Raw genomic sequence first — 23,378 nt, 5'->3', positions numbered from 1 at the left:
GCAGAGAAATCGGAACAAGTCTTCTGTAGCTGAACTCCACATACTGCGGAAACAGGAACACCCGCCCCGCTAACGCCGGCGGGTGTTTCTGTGCCCCGTAATCCATGCAAAGAATACAAGGGTAGGTATATGAGACGCGCAAAAATTGTGGCTACGTTTGGCCCGGCAATTTCCAGCTATGAAAACACCCTGGCTGTGCTGGAAGCCGGTGTAGACGTCGCCCGCATGAACATGAGCCAGGCGACTACACCGTGCACGACGACACCTACGAGAACGTTCGGAAGGCAGCAGCCGAGCTGACCAGGGCTGTGGCCATCATGGCTGACCTGCAGGGTCCAAGATCCGCCTGGGCCGGTTCGTTGACGGTCCGCACGCCTTGGCCGTGGGCGACATCTTCACCATCACCACCGAGGACGTTCCCGGCACCCAGGAAATCTGCTCCACCACCCTGAAGAGCCTCACCGAGGACGTCAAGGTAGGGGACGCGCTGCTGATCGACGACGGCAAGGTGGCACTGCGCGCCATTGAGGTTGACAACGTCAAGGTGGTTACCGAGGTGACCGTCGGCGGCATGGTGTCCAACAACAAGGGCATCAACCTTCCCGGCGTCGCCATCAACGTTCCCGCCCTGAGCGAAAAGGATGAGGACGACCTCCGCTGGGCGATGCGCCGCGGCGTGGACCTGGTGGCCCTCTCCTTCGTCCGCGACGCGTCCGACATCAAGCGCGTGCACGAGATCATGGACGAGGAAGGCCGCCGCGTGCCGGTCATCGCCAAGATCGAAAAGCCGCAGGCTGTCGAGCAGCTGCCCGAGATCATCGACGCGTTCGATGCCATCATGGTGGCCCGTGGCGACCTCGGTGTGGAGCTTCCGCTGGAGGAAGTGCCGATCGTGCAGAAGCGCGCCATTGAGCTGGCACGCCGCTGGGCCAAGCCGAGCGCGCACACGTTCTGCCATTACCCAGGAGTGCCGGGGGCAGTCGGGCTTGGGTTCACCTCCGAGGAGAACGTCAGTCATCTAGAGAGCGGTATTGGAAGTTGCGGAAGCGCGCGTGCCCTGTGCCAGCCACGTACAGGGCTGGTCGAAGGCTGAGGAGCTCGTCGGCTGTGTTCGTGTTGAATCCGGTCACGTCGTAACGGAGGCCGTGTCTGGTCCATGTGGTTCCGTCGGTGCTGTAGTACTGGGTCACGATGTGTTCGTCGTTCACGATACGGAGATGAACGACATTCGTGGATGGTGCGGGTTCCTGCCAATAGGGAACTGGCCGGCCTGCCCGGTAGCTTGTCATGCGGTCACCGTCGTGGCCCATGCCGCAGAACAGGCGGTCGCTGTAGTAGAGCAGTAAGCCGGCCTGTGCGCCGCCTAGTAGTTCCATCTCGACGCTGATTTCATAGCGCCGGTCGCCGACGATGCAGGTCAGGGGTGAGCTGTCCGATGGGCTGGTTCCGCGGGCCTGGAGAACGAGCCCATCGTCCAGCGAGGCACGGAGATACTCGTCCTTTGATGGTGCGTGGAAGGACCACTGGATACCGAAGCGCTCCTCCGTGAAGTCGTCGGATAGAGGGATTCCGTGGGACCGCTCCCCTGATGGTTCAGTAGGCGCAGGCAAGGGCCTTGAGAGGTCGCTTCCGGCTGCCCGGGGCCAGCCGTCGTCGTCCCATTCGATGGGCTCCAGGAGCGTCTGCCGGCCCAGGGTCGTGAAGCCGTTTTCGTATCCGTGGTAGATGCTCCACCACTGTCCGTTTGGCCCTTCAAACAAGGTGGCGTGGCCCTTGCTCCACCATGGCTCGCTGGCGTCCCAGGTGCGGATGATCGGGTTGGCCGGGCAATCCTCCCACGGTCCGTGGACTGATCGTGAGCGGGCGACGGTGACCATGTGCCCTGTTGGAGGACCCGCAGTGCCGCCGACTGCCGTCGTGAGGTAGAACCAATCTGCTCGGCGGGTGAGTTTGGGTCCCTCGAGGGCATAGGCTTCCGTAACCCAGTCATCGGGGTAACGCCAGCCGTCGTACACATGCTCCACTGGACCGTCCGTGGCGAGACCGTCGGCGCTCAACCGTACACGGCTGACGCCACTGAGGAATAGGTAGCGGTGCCCGTCCTCGCCCACGACATGTCCGGGATCAATATGCCCGGCTATCCCAAGGTTGATTGGTTCACTCCATGGGCCCTGCATGCTTTCGGCATGGATGACGTAGATCTGCGGTGGTGCTGATGGATCCGGGGAAACGGCTGTCGGAATGATCGGGACGTAGATAAAGTACCGGCCGTCGACTTTGCACATGTCAACTGCAAAGACGTTTCCGATGGGTTCCGGCAGGGCGGGGCCCAGCGGTTTCCAGTTGAGCAGGTCCCGCGAGTGCCAGATGATGAGGCCGGGTGTCGATTCGAAGGAGGAGAACGTCAGGTAGTAGTCGTTTCCGTCTCGCAGAATTGCCGGGTCTGGATGGTCTCCGGCGAAGACAGGGTTGATAAATGTCCCGTTGCCAAGATCGGCTTTGCGCTGGCCCTCAATCCCCCTTGCCGACCTGACGGTGCTCGTGGCTTTTAATTCGGTGCTCATACGGTGGCCTTTCCTTTTGCCAAATATTTTCTTGAAAAGTGCAGTCTCGTCTCGTCCAAGGTCGGTTGCGACAGGTTCTGCCGCCGACACCATTCCTCTGGCTGCCATGACACCTCCCCCGGGCAGCGTCCTCTGGTAGGCGGCGAGTCACATCAACAGCGGTTATCTGATCGGAGTCGCCGCGCCATAAGCGTCAGGGCTTCGTTTACAGGCGCAAAATCTTTGGAGAGGTTCAGGAAGCCATGGAGGACTCCGCGCACCATGATCTGCTTGATGTCGACGCCGGCGGCGGCAAGCGAGGCGCTGAACGCCTCACCGGACGCACGTAAGTCGTCGTATTCTGCATTGAGTACCAGTGTTGGCCCCAACCCTGTTAGGTCGGCACCCCCGGGCATGGCGTACGGGGAATCTTGCGGGCCCGTATCACCCAAATAGTTCTCCCTCGTGGAGCGGTGAAATTCCGGAGGTATTTTCAGGCAAGGCGGCAACTCCGCGCGTGCAGCCTGGAGCGATTTCGACGGGGCCGGGAGGTCAAAGTGCACGTTTGGATATACCAGTATTAGGTGCTCGGGCAGCCAGTCATCTTCGTCCCGGAGGCGCAATGCCGCGGATGCGGCCAGGTGGCCGCCGGCGCTGGCGCCTCCCAGAGAGACGGAACGAATGCCCAGATACTCCAGATTGTTTCGGACCCAGTGAACAGCCGCGACCACATCGTCCAGGGGGATGGGGTAAGTGATCCCGTCAACGGCGAGCCTGTAGTCCACGCTCACCACCACTGCTCCTGCACGGGCGGCTAATTCCCTGGCCGTCCAGTCCGCTTCGTTCATGTCGAGGTCGCCGAACTTGAAAGCGCCCCCGTGGACCCACACAAACCCTGTGCGACGCGCCGATGGCTCATCGTCAGGCCAGTAGATCCGGACCGGGACCGGGCCATGCGGCCCCGGAATGCTTACCTCATCAGTAGCCACCTGGGGCGGCTGCGTGGCATCAGGATATGCATCGAACGCATGCAAACGGGCGAGCAATTCGGGGTCTTCCAAGGCCTGCGCTATTGAGGGGATCCCGTTCAGCAGCGGGAGACGGGAGGCGATCTCCGGGTGAAAAGGCACTCAATTTCCTTTCGTCAGCGGGCTTAAGGCCGCAGAATTTCGTATGTCCCGCAGCGGCACTGGTTCCGCCCGAACCGGATCACGGCAGTTGCGTCTTGAATGGCAACGCCGGGATGCCGGCTTCGTTGCAGAGGTCGACCTGATAGTAGCTAGTCCATGCAAAGCTCAGTTCTGACCCGGGAGGTACGGGGGCGGTGAGTAGCAGCCGGTTGGAGGATACTGCCACTTCGTGGACCGGTATGTTTTCCCCCTGAGGTGATCGAATCTCCAATGGGAGGGGATTCCCGCCCCAGGTGAGTTCTTCTACATTATGGAACGTGATTTCTACGCCGGTGTCGGTTCGTTTGGCACTGTCGAGGGCGGGAGCGTCAGCAGTGACTGTTTGTCCATAGACATGGCGCTGTGCGAGCAAGGCGAGGCGGGTCCCTACCGGTTTCTTATTTTTGGGGTGGATGTCGCGTTCGGCACCGGCGTCCGACGTGCTGGCCATCCAGACCTGATCTATTGTGTCCGCGACTTTTGCTTGCTGCTCACGGATAACGGGCACGTGGTTGGCGTCACCGTAGGGCGAGCCGCCGAAGGGTGCGAGCTGGGTTATCAGAAAGGGAAGATCCGGTGTTTCCCACGCCTCCCGCCAGCTATCGATCGTGCTCGCCAAGACGGCTGAATAGAGGTCGGGGTGGGGTTTGTCGGACTCGCCTTGATACCAGATCACCCCTTGGACGGGGTAGGGGGCGATCCGGCTCACCATCGTTCCGAACAGCCCGCCTGGCCGGTTGGGGTGCAGCGTACCCATCGTGGGCATCTGCTTGGCAATGAAGACGGGAATCAGCTCCCGCTCTTCTTCTTCGCTCATCCCATCGCGCATAACGCGGTACAACACGGCGTCCGCGAAGGGGTCGGTCCTGTCGCTCATCTTGTGGGCCCGGAAAAGCTCGGCCTCCTCGTCTGGATCAAACTGCGTGAGGCCGCGTTCATAGTCCTCTATCCATGCTGATCCGGGGCCTTCCGCAAGTTTCTCCGGATCTGTCCACGTGCAGGCGGGTGTACCACCCCAATTGCAGCCCACGATGCCAACGGGTACCTGGAGTGCTTTCTGCAGTTGTTCTGCGAAGTAGTAGCCCACGGCAGAAAAGTAGCGAAGGTCCTCCGGTGTGCAGGTCCGCCACTTACCGAAAAGTTTGTAGTCGTGCTCGTTTTCCTGTCCCGCATAGGAGAGTTTGGGAACGTCGAAGAATCGGATGTCCGGGTTCATTGGGCCCGTAAACACCTGTTCGCGGTCCGCGTCGAACTCAAGATTGAATTCCATGTTCGACTGTCCTCCTGCGACCCATACCTCGCCGATCGCGACGTCATGGATCTCTAGGCTCTCCATGCCGTCGGACAGGGTAAGGGTCAGGCCTCGGGCTGCCTCTTGGCCGTCCAGCCGGAGCACCCAATTACCGTCCCGGTCCGTTTTGGTGCTGCCGGAGGTGAGAGCGCCAAGGGTAGCGACTACGTTGGCACTGGGCTGGCCGGTCCCCCAGATGAGGAGCGGACGACGGCGTTGCAATACCATGTGGTCTTGAAAAATTTGTGCTGCCTGCATAGGGCTACATTTGACTTTCTGGGGATCGGAACCCCTGAGGGCCGCCGTCTCCGTAGGAGGGCGGGGTGGAACTTATTCGAACATGTCGGCCATCTGTCTTCTCCACGCACTGTCGAAGCTGGACCCCGTCCTGTCGTAACCAAAGAACGTCACCGTCGGTGGTCGTGGCGTCAACAGTTCCCCGGGCGAAGAGCTTGTCCCTGTCGTAAATGTCGACGACCAAGCCCTCAAGCCGGGTCCAGTCGTCAGCCGGTTGCCAGGGGGTGTTTCCATCCATCAGATTGGGCGTTACGGGGATTCCAAGTGCGTCAGCTCTTGATGCCACCGGCGTATCCCTGCATCAGCTTCTTCTGCGCAAAGGCGTAGAAGGCCAGCACGGGTGCCATGGCGATCAGCACCACTGCGAAGCTGAGGTTCCACTGTGAGACGAGGCTGCCCACGAAGTTATAGACGACCACCGGCAAGGTCATGTAGGGGGAACCGTTGAGGAAGATGACGGCTGTGAAAAAGTCATTCCAGACAAGGAGCCCGGACAGTATGGCAACCGTGCCGGTGGCAGGGCCCATGAGAGGGAAAATTACCCGCGTGAAGATCTGGAAGCGGCTGGCGCCGTCCAGCGTGGCAGCCTCCTCGTAGTCTCTTGGCAGCCGGCGGAAGAACCCGGAGTAGAGGAACACGGAAAAAGGCATGGTCATGGCCGTGTAAATGACGATCATTCCCCAGGGGCTGCCGACGAGTCCCAGGCTGCGTGCTCCGATATAGAGCGGGAGGATCCCGAGCTGGGTTGGCAGGACGATCGCAATAAGGAAAATTCTGAAGATCCTGTCGGAGAGCTTCCGGGTGCTGCGGGCGAAGACGTATGCTGCGGCAGAAGAGAGCGCGATGAGCAGGAGTACGGTGCCGGTGGTAATAACCAGGCTGCTGAACAAACCCTGGTACACATTGCCGGACTGGCTGCCGGCGGGTGAGAGGAGCTGGATGAAATTGTCGAGTGTCGGGGCCGGGGGAAAGGAAAAAGCCGACGTGGTAACGACTTGGTCAGTCGTTTTCAGAGCGGTGCTGATCAAAATCCAGAAGGGAAGCAGGAGAATAATGGCAGCACAAACTACGAGGACTTCTCTGAAGAGCGACCATTTAGTATAGCGATGCATTTTAGTCTTCCCTAACTGCACGGTCACGCGCGACGAATTGCTGGATGAGGGCGAGAATCAGGATAAAGACCGTCAGGACGAGTGCCGCGGCTGCGCCTAAACCGAATCCTCCATAGATAAATGTCTGTGAATACACCTGGGTCGCCAGTGTCTGGGTCGCATCCCCTGGCCCACCGCCGGTCAAGGTCAAGACCTCGTCGAAAACGGTGAGCCCTTGGATGAGGGTCAGTACCGTTGCGATGGTTACCGATGGCTGGATGGTGGGAAGCGTGATGTTTCTGAACGTTTGCCATATTCCAGCTCCGTCCAGGGCTGCGGCTTCTTCCAATTCCACCGGTACCGTGGCGAGACCGGCCAAATAGATCACCATGACAAATCCGATGCTCCGCCACACCATGACGGCCAAAATACACCACAGCGCCAGGGCGGGGTTGGCCAGCCAGTCCTGCTTCAGACTTCCCAACCCCATGGAGTTCAGAAATTGGTTGAGCGGTCCGTCGTAAGCGAAGATAAATTTCCAGATGAACGAGACAGCGACTGAACTTAGGACCACGGGCATAAAAATCAGGGCGCGCAGAAAGTAGCGGCACTTCAGCGTGCGGTTCAGCGCCAAGGCGAACGATAACCCGAGGAGGTTGGTGAAGACCACAAAACCTGCGGCCAACAACAACGTATTGCGCACGGAGCCCAGGAGTGCCTGGTCGCGGAACACGTGGATGAAGTTGTCGAACCCAACAAAGTTGAAATCGCCCAGTCCGGTCCAGTCGGTAAAGGCGTAGAACGCTCCCACCGCCGTCGTCAGGTAGGTGACGACGAGCGTCAGGGCGACGGCTGGAAGTGCCCACCACCAGCGGCCGAAACCGACCCCGGCCGTACCCGTCCGCTTGGCTGCGATGGGTTCGTCAGCGTTGGTTTCAGGGGGTTTTAGTGTTCCGTTGGTAATAGTCACTGTCTTATCTTCCTTGTTCTTGCGTGAGGTGGGAGGTGCCGGCCAAATGATCTTGGCCGGCACCTGTCCGTTAGTTGCCCCAGGCTGCGTCCATGTCCTTCAACACGTCGTCCGGCGATTTCTGTCCGGTAATCATGGCCGTGATGCCCTTCCCGAGGCTGTCGTAAACCTTTCCGGAAGGCCACTCGTTGTACCCCAGCGGGCGGACGGTGTCTTGCTTATAGAAGTCGGCAATTGGCGCGTAACCTGATGGCAGCTGGTAGTCGCCGAGGTTGACGGGAATCGCGCCCAGACCCTTCGCCAAGCCTTCAGCGCCTTCTTTTGTCGTCAGGGACTTGAGGAACTTTTTCACGAGGTTCGGGCTCTTGGTCTTGGCGTTGCCCGCCAGGGCAAGCTCGGACGTGGTGCCCAGGTATGTCTGTGATGCACCCGGGGCCGGCATGGGAAGGATCACAGGATTTACGGCACCCTTTGTGGCGTTGGCGATAGCCGTGGTGGCCGCGCCTGGTGCGAAGAATCCGAGCGCCTTGCCCTGGCCCATCCCGCTGTTCAAGGCATCGAAACCTGCCCCGGCTGCACCCTCCTGGAAGCATCCCGCATCAAACATCTGCTTGACGCCTCCGACAGCTTGCTGCCAACCTTTGTCCCCCGCGAACGTTGTCTTTCCCGCGATACGGTCAGCATTCCACTCAGGGTTGGGGCCGTAGACCGTTGACGAGGCGAGTGCCATGGTGAGGATTCCAGGGTTTCCGGGGACGGTGCCCGCCAGTGCCGTGAGAGTCACGCCCTTATCACGGGCGACAGTGCACTGTTTCAGTAAATCATCGAAGGAGGACGTCGCATCCAGCTTCACGCCGATTTCTTGTGCCTTGGCTTGATTGAAAATCAGGCCGGCCGGCATGTTGGCAACGGGAACTGCATACACTTTGTCGTTGTATTTGAAGAGCTTCTCAATGCTTTTTGGAAGCGTTGTGCTGAACTCGGGGTCGTTGAGCTCCAGAAGGAGGTTTGCTTTCGCGAAGCCGGTCATGGATCCGGTTTGGCCTTGTCCCGAGAATATGCTCAGGACATCAGCCGCGCTTCCGCCTTGCAGCTGGGTCGTGATTGTCTGCGGCGCGGTCTCCGTGGGCAGCTTGACCAGTTCAATTTTGGTTCCCGGGTTGGCTTTCTCGAAGTTTGCAGCAGCATCCTGGAAGAAGGTGTCCGTGGGGTTGATCTGGGAAAAGGCAAATTTGATTGTCTGGGGTTCGTTCTCCGGGGAAGCTGTTTGGCTCGAACTTCCACAGCCGGACAAGACAATGGTTGCTGCGACGGCCGTCGCTCCGACTGCGAGCCATCCCCGCGGGGAGTTGGACACGAATGACATGGGTAACCTTTCAAGACATCGTTGTCGAGGGGCGACCTCGCGGAAACGCAAGCCCTCTGTGGTTCAGCAGCTCGTTTCGATGGAGCGCTTTTCTAGTAAATCCAAGTAGACCCAAGATCGCCGGGCCCGTCCACGCGACTTTGCTTATGGTCCTCATTGACGGAAATGATGGGACGGCTCGGCCAGAACTCATGGTGAGGCCGTCCTCGATCAGAAGGCCGGGAGCCGGAGCCCCACGGGCCTTATCATCAGCGTTCGCGGGACTACGACGGCGCCCTTTGCTGCCTACGTCGAAGCGGACAACATCCCGTTGAGCGGAATTCGCTCCCTCGACAGGCCTTGACACGGCTGATCGGAGGGACCGGTGGCGCGGGCTGAACAGTTCGGTCTCAATGGTGCTGCCGGCGACGAAGTCGTTGTTTCAGGAACTCCTGGGTACCCACAGACTTTGGGTCCGGTATGGGAACGGGGTGGCCCGGAGGGTAGTTCCTTGGCTCGGCTCGGTGTCCCGCGCCCCGCTGCCGGGGCCTTTCTCCCGCTGCCACCGCCCAAGGGGGAGGTGTTACCCGAGGGGGTTGAGCCGGGATGCTATCCGGTTCAAGGCCTCATCAACCGGTGCCAGTGCTTTTGGCAGATTCAAGAACCCGTGGAAAACTCCCCGGATCATGACCTGTTCGACGTCAACACCGGCGGCCGCGAGGGAGGCGCTGAAAGCCTCACCGGAGGCCCGCAGATCGTCGTATTCTGCGTTCAGCACAAGTGTTGGACCCAGCCGGTCCAACGCTGCTGCGCCTGGGGTTGCATAGCCTGGCGGGTTTGACCTGACAGCCCCCAGATAGTGGTCCCAGGCTGATTCGAACATCTGCCCTGAGGGGCGCATGGCTGGAACGATCTCCCTCAGTGCACGGGTAAGTGACGCGGAAGGGGCAGGGAGATCCGGGTGCATGAAGGGGTAGGCCAGAACCAGATTCTCCGGAGTCCAGCCGTCCTCGTCTTGGAGACGCAAGGTTGCGCCGGTGGCCAGGTTGGCACCTGCACTCGCGCCGCCGATTGAGACAGCATCAATGCCCAAATCCTCAGCATTTGCCCTGACCCAGCGTACGGCTGCCGTCACGTCGTCCAGGGGAACCGGGTAACTGATGCCGTTCCCTGCCAGGCGATAGTCGACGCTGATAATTACAGCGGATGCACGGTGGGCAAGCTCGCGGGCGGTCCAGTCCGCTTCATGCATGTCCAAATCACCAAACATGAAGGCACCGCCGTGCATCCAGACAAATGCGCGCCGCTTCTGCCCCGGTTCGCCAGGGTGGGAGTAAATGCGTACCGGAATAGTGCCGTGGGGTCCGGGAAGCAGCACGTCCCTGGTCGGAACCATGGGGGGCAGTGACGCATCGGGGTAGGCCCCGAACTCCTCCAGTTTGGCCCGCATTTCGGGGTTTGAGATGGCGTCGTCCAGGGATGGTATTCCGGCTAGAAGCGGGAGCCTGGATTCAATGTCGGGGTGAAGCGGCATGGATGTTCCTCAGTTGTGTCGTGGCGTGTGGGGTAAGGGCACCCATTTGTCATTGGGTTAGCCGCAGGACGTGGTGGGCGGTGTCGTCCAGTCCACCGCCGACGTAAATATCGAATTCGCCGGCCTCGACGAGGTATGAGCCTTCGTTGTCCCAGAATCCCAGGTCTTCCCAGCCCAGGGAGAACTCGAGGGTCTTGGTCTGGCCGGGGTCGAGGCTGGTGCGGGTGAACGCCCGCAGCCGCCGTACCGGCTGGGCCAGCGATGCAGTTCGGTCATGGATGAAGAGGAGTGTAACTTCGTCTCCGGTTCGGTTGCCGGTGTTGGTCAGCTGGATTTTCAGCGATACCTTCTTCCCGCTGTGCAGAGCCTCCAGGGGTAGCTCGTCCGTGGCCAGCTGGAGCTGGCCGTAGCTGAAGGTTGTGTAGCTCAGGCCGTGGCCAAAGGAAAACTGCGGCCCGAGCGGAAGGTCTTTGTACTTCGACGTGAAGACGTCACCCAAGTTGTCCGGCCCCATCAGCCCCACATCAATGTCGCCCTCATCGAGGGTCGCCGAAATGCTTGCGGGGCGCCCGGTATTTTCGTGGTCGTAGTAAATGGGGACCTGACCCGATGACCGCGGGAAGCTCATGGGAAGGCGGCCACCGGGGTTTGCTGCTCCGGTGAGAGTCCTGGCTACGGCAGCGGGCCCTTCCAGACCGAGATGCCAGGCTTCCAAGACAGAGGGTGCCAGGTCGATCCAGGCGCTGGTGACCAGGGGTCGGCCGTTGAACAGTATGACAGCGAAGGGCTTGCCGGTGCCGGCGATCGCGGCGATGAGTGCTTCCTGTCCTCCAGGGAGCCTTAGGTCGCTGCGGGAGCTTGCCTCCCCCGTCAGGGCGCTGGGTTCACCGGCAGCAACGATCACGACATCGTGCTCGGCTGCTGCTGCAACTGCCGCGTCGAGGAGGGCCGGATCCGATTGGAAGAAGGGACTGCCCTCCATCACCGTTACCGACCAGTCGGGGCACTCAGCGCGGATAGCCTCTGCAAGGGTTCCGGCAGGCTCGGCGAATGACTGCACCCATGCTCCCAGATGGTCCGAGCTCGCCGCATAGGGGCCGACGAGGAGGACGCGTTTCGGTGCCGGATCCAGGGGAAGCAGCGCATCCTCGTTTTTGAGCAGCACGATGCTTTTTTCGGCAGCGTGGCGGGCGGCTGCCCTGCTTTGACCGGACGGGGCGAAAATTTCCAACGCCTCGTCGCGATATGGATTGCTGAACAAGCCAAGTGAGTGCTTAAGTCGTAGGACCCTGCGCACAGCATCGTCGACTCGTTGAAGGGGAACCTCAGCGGGACTGAGTGGTGTGTTGCCATCAGCGTCGACAACGTTGCCGCCCATTTCGACGTCGAGTCCAGCGCGGAAGGATTGGCCGAGGCCGTCGGCAATATCAGTTGCCACCCCGTGGGCCATGAGGTTTTGGACGCCATCGGCATCCCCGACCACCACACCTTCAAAGCCCCATTCTTCTTTCAGGATCTTCGTCAACAGGTCTTCGTTCACGTGTGCCGGCCTCCCGGAAACTGTGTTGAAGGCCGCCATAACACTCGCCGCGCCCGCATCTACTGCGGCCCGGAAGGGTTCCAGATATACGTTTCGGAGCCGCTGGACGGACACATCCACGGTGTTGTAATCCCGTCCACCCTCAGCCTGGCCGTAGGCCACAAAATGTTTGGCACAGGCAAGAATGGAATTGTCGTCGGCAAGTGAGTCCCCTTGATAGCCGCGGATCTTTGCGGCCCCGAAGACGCTGTTCAGCCGGGTATCCTCCCCAAATCCTTCCACAACGCGGCCCCACCGGGGGTCGCGCGAGACGTCGATCATCGGGGAGAAGGTCCAGTTGACGCCGCCGGAGGCGGCTTCCATTGCCGAAATCCGGGCGTCCGTCTCGGCTATACCGGGTTCAAAGCTCGCAGCCTGCGCCAGCGGCACCGGGAAGGTGGTGCGTTGGCCATGGATCACGTCCAATCCGATGAGCAGCGGAATACCATGCGGCGTCTCCTCCACGGCCGCGCGTTGGAGTTCGTTGGCGGCGGCGGCGCTCCGGGGCCAAAAAACACCTCCGATGCCCGCGCGCACCAGTTCCTTGGCCTCTTCAAGCCGCGGGCGGTAGCCGATCTGGAGCTGGGCGAGCTTCTGCTCCCAGGTCATGGATGCGAGGAGCCTTTCGACGACTGCTTCGCGGGATTCGACGTCGTCGTCCCGTTCCGCTGTCTTTGAACCCGTAGCCATTCATTCCTCCTGCGTTGTTTCCTACACAAAAATTCGTGCTGCCGGTAGGGCGTGCCAGGGTGGACAAGTGCAGCACAGCAGCTTGGCACCATGGCTGGTCTCCCCTGCCGGTTCTATTAAGAAAGGAGGTCGAGTCGCCACGCGTTACCAGGTATCCGGCGCCAGTGACGGCCGGCGCAAATCCAACCTACCGGCAGCAGCAAGACACTGGCAGTGCCTGCATGATCAGCAAAGTGAATGCACCTCATCCGGACTTCGAATGGATGCTGGCTATGAGCCGGCGCACGGGTGGCAGCCGCCTGTATTCCCTGGCGGTCTGCGGTCACCACAGGCTGGCCCTGGATTGCGGGCCCGGTCTTCCCCTGCTGCTGGGAAGGCGCAGTCTCCCTGTGCCCAAAAGCGCCTTGCAGCCATCGTCCGAGGGCCCGGTAGGGGGGAAATTCCAGCCGGTTACTTTGTCGGGTCCGCCTCGGACAGCCGCTGCTCGGGCATAAAGACGGACAACAAAACGCCGGCTCCGAAGATGCAGGCCAGGAGGGCGAAGACGGGAAGGAATGCGTTTGAGTAAATGACTGAAACACCAGCCTGCAGTTCTGCCGGCAAGCCGGCGACTGTTACAGGATCAGTGATGGCTGTAACCGGGAGGTTGAGCTGGTTGGCAGAAGCGCCCTGGGCCAGTTGCGCGGCGAAAAGACCGCCGAAAACAGCGGTGCCCACTGTCACCCCGAGTTCGCGCAGGTAGCCCAAGGATGCAGTCACTCCGCCCACCATCGACTGCGGCATGGCGTTCTGTGCAGCGACCACTGTCAGTTGCATAAAGCTGCCCACGGCCAGACCCAAAACTGCCAGCAGGACTCCCACGACCACCAAAGGGGTGTCCGGATGCAGCAAACGAAGGCAGACGGCCACAGCCCCCGCCAGGGCCGAACCGGCGAGCGGGAATACCTTGTACCGGCCTGTGCGGGTAACAAGCAACCCACTGAGGTTGCTCGATGCCATCAAGCCCAGCACCAAGGGAAGCAGGATGAGCCCTGCCGCCGAGGCCGACGTCGCGTAAACCATCTGGACGTAGCTGGGCAGGTAAGCCACCACGCTGAAGAGTCCGGCACCGACGACGAGGCCCAAGCCTGCAGCATTGACTACCGGCCAGCGCCGAAACATTCCCATCGGTATCAATGGATGCCTGGAACGCACTTCAACCACCACAAAGAAAACAGCGGACACAGCTGTGACGGCTCCGAAAACCAGGAGCAGCTCCGACTGCGCGCCCGTTTCGGTCGATAGGGAAACAAGTGCCACCAACGAACACGTGAAGATGACCATCAGCACGGCGCCGGGCCAGTCAATGCCACCGCTGCCGCGGACCGTACGCAGGCGTCGTAGCGAGAACGCCATAGCCAGCGCCAGCAGGCCAACGGGAAGGTTGATCCAAAACACCCAACGCCAGCCCACGGTGTCGGTGATCGCACCGCCAACCAAAGGACTGACAACGGTAGCGATGCCAAAGACCGAACCAAGCGGTCCCAGGTACTTCGGTCTTTGCCTCGGCGGCACCAGGTCGGCGATGATGGCTGCGGGCAGCACGGCAAGCCCTGCCCCGCCAAGACCCTGGACAGCGCGGAAGATCGAGAGCTGGACCATGTCCTGGGCGAAACCGCACAGGATGGAGGCGCCGAGGAACACCACCAGCGCGACCATCATCATGGGCGCCCGTCCGAACCGGTCGCCCAGCCGGCCGTAGACCGGCATGCCGATGGTCATGGCCAGGGTGTAGGCGGTGACGATCCATGCCATGTGGCTGGCTCCGTCAAGCTCCCCCACCACCGCGGGCAGCGCCGTGGCAACGATCGTATGGTCCAAGGCGCCCAGCAACACAATAATCAGCAGCGCAGCGTATGTACGGCCGATGCGGACGGCCGGGAAACCCGCGGCGTTCTTTCCAGATCCGTTGGAAGCATCCTGGACGTGGGGAATATCAGTTTGGAACAAGTTTGAACGGCGCACCGCGACCTCGCTTAGGCAGAGCCGGAAGACCGGCTCGACACCGGCCAGGTGCGCGTCCGGGGGAACGTCCACCCCGCACGACGGGCCCTTTAAAGCCCCAGCGTCCCCATGACGCTACCACTGCGGAAACGCCCGGGGTCAACGTAAGGGGCATCGTAAATACCGATGAGCCACATACCGCAGAACTATTTCCATCGAGCTCCGAAAACACCGTTTACTGGACAAAACTCAACGAAGAGGAGAGCTCCCGATGGCACAGATCATCCCTGCTTCCACTGATCAATCGCAGGAAACACGTCCTGACAACGCGGCATGGTTCCGGTACGTCCTGGGCCAATACCCCACAGGCGTCACGCTCATCACCGCAACCCCCGATGGTGGTGATGACCCGGTAGGAATGGTGGTGGGAACCTTTAGTTCGGTGTCCCTGGACCCCCCGCTGGTGTCCTTTATGCCCGATGTGCGTTCCACCAGTTGGCCCAAGATCCGCGCGGCCGGATCATTCTGCGCCAACATTCTGACTGCCGGTCAGCAGGATGTCTGCAGGGCGTTCTCCAGAAAGGCCGCAGACCGCTTTACCGCCAACAGTTGGGCAGACACCCCTTCGGGCAGCCCTCGACTGGACGGAGCCGCCGCCTGGGTGGACTGCGAGATTGTGGATGTAATCCGCGCCGGCGATCATGACATTGTGATCGGCAGGGTCAACGCCTTGGGCGTCGGTTCATCGAAGGAACTTCCACTGCTGTTTCTCCGCGGAGGCTACGGCTCCTTCAGCATTCCGTCGATTTTTTCCCCGGCCACTGCGCTCACCCGACACGTAAAAGCTGCCGACGCCGCGCGCCCGGAGATTGAGTCTCTCGCTCAGGAGCTCAGGCTCGAGGTCCTCGTCAGTGGCGTGGTGGATGATTCCGTTGTGGTGCTGACCGCGGCAGGTGTTGACAGCTCTCCGGGCGGTTCACCGTCCCGGGTCGGCGTGTCCTTTGGCCTCGCCGCCCCTCTGGCTCCCCTTCATGTTGCCTGGGCCGGAGAAGGGGCCGAAGCGCGCTGGATCGCCAACGCTCGGGAAGTGGTCGGAGATATTGATCCGGATCTTGCCCACGCTGAACTTGCCAACGTCCGGCGGGCAGGTTACGCGGTTTCCGTGGACGTGGGGGCAGCCGCGGAGTTTGAACGGATGGTGCAGGTCCCCAGTGATACGGCCGCCCCGGACCTCAGCGGGGTTCTTCCCAAGCTGCTCGCGCACATGGCCGCATCAGGCCCTCCTTCCATCGATGACCCGTCAGGAGTCACTTCGCTCCACGCGCCCGTTTTCGACCCGGAAGGACGTGTGGCAGTAACCCTGACTCTCAACGGCTTCTCGGGTTCCGAGACTGCACTACACATTGCTGATTGCCGGGACCGCTTGTTGGCGGCCGCTCGCGCGATCACCAAGGAAATAGGAGGTCACTCCCCCATCTAGCCAGAGGACGCGGCCAAGCAGCATGTTGACCCCGACTGTGATCTGGCCCATAATTAGGATCAGTATTCTAATTCGTGTTCGGGTCGATGGCGCCTTCGGGAGTCTGCATCCGACGACTCTGGAGGCGACTCATGGTCAACTTGTTGACAGCCGATCTCAATTTGCTGGTGGCATTGGACGCCCTGCTTGCCGAGCGCAACGTGACAAGGGCAGGAGCCCGGATCGGGATCAGTCAGCCCGCCATGAGTTCTTCCCTGCAGCGGCTCCGCCGACAGTTCGACGACGATTTATTGACGCGGGTAGGTTCGGTTTACGAGCTGACTCCGCTGGGACAGGTCCTCAAAGATGACGTGGCGGATATCCTGCGCCTGGTGGAACGCACCTTCGACGCGCAGGCAGTTTTTGATCCGGCTTCCTCCACGAGGAGCTTCCGCGTAGTCACTTCCGACTACTGCCTGACGGTGCTCTCACAGACGCTGATGTCCATGCTGCAGGAGGAAGCTCCCTCGGTGCAGGTTCACTTTGATGCGGTTACCCCGCCGGCGGTGGAGCGCATCAAGGACACGCTTCAGGCCTCGGATCTCATGCTCATCCCCAAGGGGCATTTCTCTGGCTTTCCGCACACCGAGCTGTTCACGGACAACTGGGTATGCGTCAGCGGAGCTGACTCGCCACAGCGGGATCTGACGATCGAAGAATTGAGGGCCGCACGCTGGGTACGGCTTTTCGGAGCCGAATCGGATTCAACGCTGGCGGACCGCAAGGTCAATGACCTTCAGCTCGGCGAACGGACAGACGTCATTGTCGACACGTTCGTCATGCTCCCCTTCGCCGTTGCCGGGACGGACAGGCTGGCCCTTGTACAGGAACGCCTGGCCCGCAAATTCGCCGATGTCGCAGGGGTCCGCATCATGCAGCTGCCGATCAACCTACCCACCCTCGTGGAGTGTGCCTGGTGGCACCCGTCCAAGTCCGCGGATCCAGGGCACCAGTGGTTCCGCCGCCTCGTCGCCAAGGCGGCAGCCCAGCTCGAACCAGATATTCAACGAACCCTTCTTCACACCAACTGAACCGGAACCCACGCTGCCACAAGCTGACGCGGCCGAACCGGTTCCGCACCAACCCATCCCAGGAGTTTTCATGCATTTTTCCCTGTTCCTCACTTCCCGTTCCCGCGGCCCGGAAGAAGACCGCCCGGTCATGGAAGCCATGGTCGAGCACGCCACAGATGCCGAGCAAAAAGGCTTCGACGCCGTCTTCCTCCCCGACCACCACTTCACCGGCTATGCACCACCGGCCAGTGATCCCTTCGTGTTCGCCGCATACCTCGCCGGCAGGCTGGAGCGGATGCACTTCGGTTTCTCGGTCCAGACCCTCGCCCTGCACCACCCGGTGCGGTTTGCAGAGCGGCTGGCCCTGCTGGACCAGCTGACTGACGGCAAACTCCTCGTGGGCGTGGGCAGCGGCACCACCCCGGAAGAAATGATTGGCTTCGGCGTCAAATACCAGGACAGTTCCCGCCTCGCCAACGAAAACCTCGAAATCGCCGAAAGGCTGTGGGCGAAAAAGCCGGGCGACGAGCCGGTCATCTTCGACAACGGCCACTACAGCGGCGCGGTGGTCTCACGGATCGTTCCGACGCCCTACACCAGGCCCGAACCACGGGTCATGTCCGTCGCCGCCCGACCCACCAGCGTGGAGCGGGCGGCCAAGAAGGCCCAGCCGGCTTTCATCCTCGGCTTCACCCCGCCAGTGATTGACAGCGGAAACGCATATGAGCAGGTGAAAAAGAATTTCGCCACCTACCGCACCGCCCTGGAGGCCGCCGGCCATTCAGACGAAACAGTTGCAGCGGCCTTGGAATGGACCACACACTCCTACCAGCACGTTCACATCGCCGAAACAGACGAGCAGGCAGCCGCCGAAATGGACATCATTTTGGAGCAATACCAGGAAACCGTCGAACATGAGTACGCGGCTAACAAGGCTGCCGAAGCCATCAGTGGTGTGGATCTTCGCCCCACACCGGATGCGCGGACAGAGGGCTACAAAGGGACGTGGTGCCTTTACGGCAGCCCCGAAACAGTCGCAGCTGAATTGCAGAAATACGCGGACCTCGGCATCGGCAATGTGCTCATGGCCTTCATGGGCGGTCCACTGACTGAAGAGCGCCGCCGCTTCACCCGGCAATCCATGCAGTTGTTTTCTGAACGGGTCCTCCCCCTGATGGCAGCCGCGGGTGAAACCGCAGAAGCCGAAAAGGCGGCAGTACTGTGACGAGGGGCCCGGCAGCGGAGGCTTCCACGGCCGGAGAGGAAGTCGGCAGTACCGAGTTTTCCGGGGCGGAGCTGACTGGAGGGCTCAATGGCTGGAGCACCACGGCGAGCCCGGACCTCGGGGTTGCGGAGATGGTTCTGCTCGACGGTCCCCTGGGAATCGTCAGTAAAGCCATGGACGAGCGGGACACCTCCCTCATGATGCCCTCCGGCACCGCACTCGGGGCCACCTGGAACCTCGACCTGGTAACCGAGATTGGTGAGCTGATCGGACAACAGGGGCTGGAACGAGGCGTATCGGCGATCTTGGGACCAAACCTGAACCTGCCCCGTTCACCACTGACCGGGCGCGGCTTCGAGATGTTTTCTGAAGACCCCTACCTGACAGGTGTACTCGGTGCAGCCTGGGTCAACGGGCTGCAATCCCAGGGCGTTGGTTCCTGCACGAAGCACGTCGTCGCGAATGACACAGAGACGGAACGACGGCGGATGAACTCCAAAGTCGACCCCGTGTCGCTGCGCGAAACATACCTGCGCCCCTTCGAAGCCACTGTCCGCCAGGCGAATCCATGGATGCTGATGATGGCATACAACCGGGTGAACGGAACGCACTGTTCCCAGCACGGAGAACTGATCGGCATCCTCAAGGACGAATGGAAGTACGACGGGGTCGTCGTGTCTGACTGGTACGGCGTGGACAGTACCGTAGCTGCCGCCCGCGCCGGGCTGGATCTGGAAATGCCGGGACCTGCAACGTTCCTCGGCACCCGTTTCGCTGATGCTGTTGCCGAAGGTACTGTCCCCGAATCACGGCTGCACGACGCGGTGAAACGCGTTACCCGGCTTGCCGAACGAACGGGACGGCGCACCGGTTGGCATGCCCCTGTCCCTGCCCGCCTCCGCACCCCAAGCGAGCAGCGGGACCTGCTGGCACGGGCCGCGGCTGAATCCTTCGTGCTCCTGGAGAACAGGGACGAGGTGCTTCCCCTGAACCCTTCAACGCTCCGGACACTGGCCATCGTGGGCCCGAATGCAACCAAACCCTGCTTCCAAGGCGGGACGTTTGCCACCGTCCGACCGGAAGGGGAACTGGTGACACCACTGGAAGCCCTCCGGAGTGCCTTTGGTCCAGATGTTGAGGTTCTCTACGAGCCTGGAACCAGAAGCTCATCGCCGCAGCCGCTGACAGAAATCGGATCCACCACCCCAGACGGCACACCAGGTGTTCTCTTGGAGATTCTTCCTCCCGCCTCGGCCGAAACCGAGGAAATTCTCTACCGTGAGGTCAGGCAGGCCTCCTCGTTCGTATGGTTTGGTCCTGTTCCCGGCCTCGGCGCCGGCGTCCCCGGCCGGGCCAGGATCACCGCCCGGCTGCGGCTGTCTGCTGCCGGGCGGTGGCAGCTGGGCGCCGGCGGTACCGGTTTGACATCCCTTCGCGTCGACGGGAAAGGGGTCCTGGACGTTCCACCGCCGGCCCCTGATGACGTGATGGGCGTCGTAGCCCGCGCCGAAACCCAACAGGTCGTCCTTGACCTGCCGGCCGGCGACATCGAGGTGGTCGTCGAAATGGCCTTCGAACCGGGCAGGGTCCAGGCCATCACCGCTGTTGCAGCTCCCGAAAGCACGCACGACCCTCTGGAAAAAGCCGTAGACCTGGCTGCACGTGCTGATGCCGTTGTGGTGATCGTCGGGGACGAGCAGAGCTCGTCAAGGGAAAGCGCTGACCGGACGACCGCGGCACTTGAACCATCGGCCGACCGGCTGGTTGAAGCAGTGGCTAACGTCAATCCGGAGACTGTCGTGGTGGTGAATGCATCACGGGCGGTACTGCTTCCATGGGCCGACAAAGTCAAAGCCCTGCTGATGGCCTGGTTCCCAGGCCAGGAATTCGGGCGGGCCCTTGCATCCGTACTCACCGGTAACGCGGCACCCACGGGGAGGCTCCCTGTGACGTTCCCCCAACGGAACGAGGACATTCCTGGCTGGGGAACAAGCCTGGACGCCGACCTGACATTGGACTATTCCGCAGGCGAACCCATCGGGTACCGGCATTTCCAGGCATCCCGGCAGGCGCCTCGTTACCCCTTCGGCTACGGACTTGGATACTCCCGGTTCGAAGTGCTCGAAGCCGCCGTTGCTGCCGCGGATCCCAGGGTTAGTGGGCCCGAGGAGGGCGTCAGTGGCGTCGCGGCCCACGTGATACTGAGCAACAGCGGTGACACCCCAGGCCGGGACGTGGTGCAAATCTACGGCAGGGCTGACGGAGAGCCGGAATCGCGGCTCATGGGATTCGCTGCCGTGCACCTCGAACCCGGACAACAGCGGGAAGTCCAGATTGCAGTTGATCCATTCGGATTCCGCCGCTGGAACACCGCAACCTCATCCTGGACGGTGCCCAAGGGGGATTGGGAGCTGCGCGTCGCCCGCCATGCCGCTGATCCTGGCATCCTTTGTAGGATCAGGTTGTGACGCCAGCAGAAACCACGCATCGGGAGCCGAAGCAGGCCAGGAGCCGTCAATCGTTTGAGAAAACGATCGAGGCGGCCCTGGCACTGCTCCAGGAATACGGCAGCGATGAATTTACCCTCGCCGATGTCAGCACCCGGGCAGGAGTTTCGATCGGTTCCATCTACGCACGTTTCGAAGGCAAGGACGAACTGCTCCGGGTGGCTCACGGGCGGAAGATGGACGACATCGACGCCGTCACCGAGCATTTGTTCAAGTCATTGCCCCGGCATCCTGAGGCAGGCCTTCGCTCCGTTGCCCGGGAGGCCATAGATCAGATCATCGAGGTTCTGTGCCGCTACGCAGACATCCTCCGGCCCTTCATGCTGCGTGGATCCAACGACGAAACACTCTCCCAGCGCGGTACCGCTTCCTATGGTGCACTTGCCGATCACTTCACCACGGTTCTGCGACAATGGCCAGGAGAAGATCTAGAGCAGGCGGACATCGACTGGTGCTTCAACGTTGTCTACAGCGTCGTCGCCCGCCGGCTCGGTTTGGGCAGCACCGTCGAAGGCAGCGGCAACCTGCCCTGGCCAGAAATAGCAGCGAATCTGGCGGGTATGGTGGCCTCATACCTCCACGCTTCCCTGCAACAATCCAACTGATCTCTTACTCGCCATCCATACCGTCGATACCGCCTATCAACAAACTCGCCTTCCGGCAGGTGCCGACTCTGGGCATAGTTGAACCAGCAAAGCGTGGCACGAGTTCGTAGGAGATCAAGAGATGCAGGTACGGGTCAGTCCGGGGTCAGTAGCGTTGGACGAGCCGGATGACTGCAGCAGCTTCAAGCTGTTGTTGGCGAAGGAAGCCCGAACAAACCTGCCCGCCCTCCTCCAGACTGCTTCGGCCGGAAAGCTCGACCACGAGGACGTCCTCGTCTCAGTCGACTGGATCAGGAGTGAGTGCACCGGCCGCATCGGCATGGGCTGGAACTATCGCTTTGCCAACATGCTTGTGTACGCCGCCGGAAAGGGCTGGCTCAGTGATGACGGCACGCATGTACGGGCCCACATCGAGACAGACTCCGGGGAACCAGCGGACTCGTAGCCTAAGAGCGGTGGTGCGCAAACTACCGTGAAGCGCCGTATGCCGGGGGCGTTAATTCTCAGTGTGGTCTCTGCTGCTTATTGCTGGTTCACCTAATAAGTTTTGATTTGACGACGAATTTCATCCAGCGTGTCAAAGATCCGTGCAGTCTCGTCCAGGCTGTGGAGAGCGTGTTCGCGTTTACCATCAAGGATTGCCGCAGTCACCTCGCGGAGCATTGGTACGTAGGCGTTCCCCTCCCGCTTGGTCTGAAAGGTCTCAGTCGTCTCACCCGTTTCGATACTGAAACGGTGCACCGTGAACTGCGATGCGAACCAGAACCCTGCGTCCATCGTGATCCAACCCGTAGTTCCCGACAGAGATGCTGACTGGTCCAGGAAGTTAACCATGGAACTGGCGCCATGGGCGAAAGTTCCACTGCGATAGTCGAGCGTGAAGTTTGCACTCACATCAATCCCGTTTTCGCGCCTTAGGCCGGCTGCCGTGATCGTTGACGGGGTACCAAGGAACATGTGACTAAGGGTTACGGGGTAGATGCCCTGGTCCAGCAATGAGCTACCCCCGGGCTTCCAGCGGCTTGAGTCATCTTCAGGGAATGGCGCGCCGAAGGAAGCCCTAATACCCCGGACCTCGCCGATCGCTCCGCCACCGATGACTTCCTGAAGCCGGAGGTAGAGGGGATTGAATTTCATCCACATCGCCTCCATCAAAAAAACTCCCGACTTCGCGGCGATTCCGGCAAGTTCCCTGACCTCAACCGCGTTCAATCCCATCGGTTTCTCGCACAAGACGTGGCGGCCCCGGGAGAGGGCCTCGCGGGCATACTCAAAATGGGTTACCTGTGGCGTGCCGATGTAAACAGCATCAATGTCAGAGTCGAGCATGCTGAGGTAGTCATCACCATGAGCGGGGATGCTGAAAGTCCGGGCAAATTTTTGGGCAGTTTCCGCATGGCGGCTGGAGACAGCGGCGATGGTTGCGTTGCTGACCAAGGAGAGGTCCGCGGCGACCTGCTGAGAAATCCCGCCCGTCCCGGCAATGCCCCACCGCAACCGTGTTTGCAAAGAAATAGGCCTCGGGCCCGATGAGCCAGGCCTGGGAGCCGGACTTATGCCACCGACCGCATCCAGGGGCGGTGTTCCCGTGCCGCTGCTGCCACAGCCGCTGGATGACCCTTCACTACGGTGCATAAGAATGGCCCTTCTTCATTGATTTGGGATGCCCCGCAAGCGAGGTAGCCGGCGGACCAGCCTCCACCACACGGACGTGTGGAAAGGGCCGACGGAATGATGCCCTCGGCCCTTGGCTACCGGTCCGTGCCTTGAAGCCAGTCCCCCCGGAGATCGTCCCGGATTTCGGAGCCGGGGTTGTCACCACAACCTTCTCTGTTAGTACATCTCGCGCGGAAGACATGGCGGCGCTGAAGTCAGGCAGCAGTTTCAGGCCATGTTCTTCATCCGCACAGGGTTGTCCGGGACCGGTTACCGCCCGCCGGCCCGGGACAATGCGGGAGCATATGCGAGGACCAACAGGTTCTGTGAAGCGTCCGGATGGGGAAAGCAGGTGTGGATC

General features: G+C 61.1%; 16 protein-coding genes and 1 pseudogene. 7 read left to right on the top strand and 10 right to left on the bottom strand.

Annotated elements, in window-relative coordinates; genetic code table 11:
• Positions 1-129: 129 nt before the first annotated feature.
• A pseudogene (gene pyk / locus QRN53_RS12195) lies at positions 130-937 on the top strand (pyruvate kinase); the annotation flags it as partial.
• A gap of 73 nt (positions 938-1,010) precedes the next feature.
• Here the strand turns inward: pyk and QRN53_RS12190 are convergent.
• The 9 genes from QRN53_RS12190 to QRN53_RS12150 all read right to left on the bottom strand — a co-directional run bounded on the left by QRN53_RS12190 (position 1,011) and on the right by QRN53_RS12150 (position 14,498).
• Positions 1,011-2,564 carry a family 43 glycosylhydrolase gene (locus QRN53_RS12190; RefSeq protein WP_285244104.1) on the bottom strand — a complete coding sequence of 518 codons (1,554 nt, stop codon included), beginning with the start codon at positions 2,562-2,564 and terminating at the stop codon, positions 1,011-1,013.
• A 152-nt stretch (positions 2,565-2,716) separates the two neighbouring features.
• Positions 2,717-3,673 carry an alpha/beta hydrolase gene (locus tag QRN53_RS12185; protein ID WP_285244103.1) on the bottom strand — a complete coding sequence of 319 codons (957 nt, stop codon included), beginning with the start codon at positions 3,671-3,673 and terminating at the stop codon, positions 2,717-2,719.
• 79 nt (positions 3,674-3,752) lie between these two features.
• Positions 3,753-5,261 carry a sialate O-acetylesterase gene (locus QRN53_RS12180; protein WP_285244102.1) on the bottom strand — a complete coding sequence of 503 codons (1,509 nt, stop codon included), beginning with the start codon at positions 5,259-5,261 and terminating at the stop codon, positions 3,753-3,755.
• A gap of 308 nt (positions 5,262-5,569) precedes the next feature.
• On the bottom strand, positions 5,570-6,439 hold the full coding sequence (locus tag QRN53_RS12175) for a carbohydrate ABC transporter permease (protein ID WP_285244101.1): 870 nt from the start codon (positions 6,437-6,439) through the stop codon (positions 5,570-5,572).
• The gene (locus tag QRN53_RS12170) at positions 6,414-7,361 is read right to left on the bottom strand and encodes a carbohydrate ABC transporter permease (RefSeq protein WP_285244100.1); all 948 of its coding nucleotides are present in this window, start codon (positions 7,359-7,361) and stop codon (positions 6,414-6,416) included. Before QRN53_RS12170 ends, QRN53_RS12175 begins: the two co-directional genes overlap by 26 nt.
• 70 nt (positions 7,362-7,431) lie before the next feature.
• Positions 7,432-8,655: an ABC transporter substrate-binding protein gene (locus tag QRN53_RS12165; protein WP_285244099.1), complete on the bottom strand. Its 1,224-nt coding sequence runs from the start codon at positions 8,653-8,655 to the stop codon at positions 7,432-7,434.
• Between the two features lie 634 nt (positions 8,656-9,289).
• A complete protein-coding gene (locus tag QRN53_RS12160) occupies positions 9,290-10,240 on the bottom strand; it encodes an alpha/beta hydrolase (RefSeq protein WP_285244098.1) in 951 nt (316 codons plus the stop codon).
• Positions 10,241-10,289: 49 nt separating this feature from the next.
• The gene (locus QRN53_RS12155) at positions 10,290-12,509 is read right to left on the bottom strand and encodes a glycoside hydrolase family 3 N-terminal domain-containing protein (protein WP_285244097.1); all 2,220 of its coding nucleotides are present in this window, start codon (positions 12,507-12,509) and stop codon (positions 10,290-10,292) included.
• Positions 12,510-12,959: 450 nt separating this feature from the next.
• Positions 12,960-14,498 carry an MDR family MFS transporter gene (locus tag QRN53_RS12150; RefSeq protein WP_285244096.1) on the bottom strand — a complete coding sequence of 513 codons (1,539 nt, stop codon included), beginning with the start codon at positions 14,496-14,498 and terminating at the stop codon, positions 12,960-12,962.
• Between the two features lie 265 nt (positions 14,499-14,763).
• Between QRN53_RS12150 and QRN53_RS12145 the strand changes: the two genes are divergently transcribed.
• The 6 genes from QRN53_RS12145 (at position 14,764) to QRN53_RS12120 (ending at position 21,806) form a co-directional block, all read left to right on the top strand.
• Positions 14,764-15,972: a flavin reductase family protein gene (locus QRN53_RS12145; RefSeq protein ID WP_285244095.1), complete on the top strand. Its 1,209-nt coding sequence runs from the start codon at positions 14,764-14,766 to the stop codon at positions 15,970-15,972.
• Positions 15,973-16,103: 131 nt separating this feature from the next.
• Positions 16,104-17,042, top strand: coding sequence for a LysR family transcriptional regulator (locus QRN53_RS12140; RefSeq protein WP_285244094.1), 939 nt, complete (start codon positions 16,104-16,106; stop codon positions 17,040-17,042).
• A 70-nt stretch (positions 17,043-17,112) separates the two neighbouring features.
• Positions 17,113-18,249 carry an LLM class flavin-dependent oxidoreductase gene (locus QRN53_RS12135; protein WP_285244093.1) on the top strand — a complete coding sequence of 379 codons (1,137 nt, stop codon included), beginning with the start codon at positions 17,113-17,115 and terminating at the stop codon, positions 18,247-18,249.
• A complete protein-coding gene (locus tag QRN53_RS12130) occupies positions 18,246-20,717 on the top strand; it encodes a beta-glucosidase (RefSeq protein ID WP_285244092.1) in 2,472 nt (823 codons plus the stop codon). The genes QRN53_RS12135 and QRN53_RS12130 overlap by 4 nt, the downstream gene beginning before the upstream one ends.
• The gene (locus tag QRN53_RS12125) at positions 20,714-21,361 is read left to right on the top strand and encodes a TetR/AcrR family transcriptional regulator (protein ID WP_285244091.1); all 648 of its coding nucleotides are present in this window, start codon (positions 20,714-20,716) and stop codon (positions 21,359-21,361) included. The genes QRN53_RS12130 and QRN53_RS12125 overlap by 4 nt, the downstream gene beginning before the upstream one ends.
• 121 nt (positions 21,362-21,482) lie before the next feature.
• Positions 21,483-21,806 (top strand): hypothetical protein, encoded by a 324-nt coding sequence (locus QRN53_RS12120; protein ID WP_285244090.1) that lies wholly within the window; start codon positions 21,483-21,485, stop codon positions 21,804-21,806.
• Between the two features lie 92 nt (positions 21,807-21,898).
• Here QRN53_RS12120 and QRN53_RS12115 read toward each other — a convergent pair whose 3' ends face one another.
• A complete protein-coding gene (locus QRN53_RS12115; protein WP_285244089.1) occupies positions 21,899-22,858 on the bottom strand; it encodes a Gfo/Idh/MocA family protein in 960 nt (319 codons plus the stop codon).
• Between the last annotated feature and the right edge of the window lie 520 nt (positions 22,859-23,378).

The sequence above is a fragment of the Pseudarthrobacter sp. fls2-241-R2A-127 genome (assembly GCF_030209355.1).
In the GTDB taxonomy this organism is placed as follows: Bacteria; Actinomycetota; Actinomycetes; order Actinomycetales; family Micrococcaceae; genus Arthrobacter.
This window is presented reverse-complemented; position numbering and strand designations above follow the sequence as displayed.

Bases quoted from the DNA above. Each gene is read 5' to 3' on its own strand.
- QRN53_RS12190 (WP_285244104.1), bottom strand. From the start codon at position 2,564: ATGAGCACCGAATTAAAAGCCACGAGCACCGTCAGGTCGGCAAGGGGG.
- QRN53_RS12180 (WP_285244102.1), bottom strand. From the start codon at position 5,261: ATGCAGGCAGCACAAATTTTTCAAGACCACATGGTATTGCAACGCCGT.
- QRN53_RS12160 (WP_285244098.1), bottom strand. From the start codon at position 10,240: ATGCCGCTTCACCCCGACATTGAATCCAGGCTCCCGCTTCTAGCCGGA.
- QRN53_RS12155 (WP_285244097.1), bottom strand. From the start codon at position 12,509: ATGGCTACGGGTTCAAAGACAGCGGAACGGGACGACGACGTCGAATCC.
- QRN53_RS12145 (WP_285244095.1), top strand. From the start codon at position 14,764: ATGGCACAGATCATCCCTGCTTCCACTGATCAATCGCAGGAAACACGT.
- QRN53_RS12140 (WP_285244094.1), top strand. From the start codon at position 16,104: ATGGTCAACTTGTTGACAGCCGATCTCAATTTGCTGGTGGCATTGGAC.
- QRN53_RS12135 (WP_285244093.1), top strand. From the start codon at position 17,113: ATGCATTTTTCCCTGTTCCTCACTTCCCGTTCCCGCGGCCCGGAAGAA.
- QRN53_RS12120 (WP_285244090.1), top strand. From the start codon at position 21,483: ATGCAGGTACGGGTCAGTCCGGGGTCAGTAGCGTTGGACGAGCCGGAT.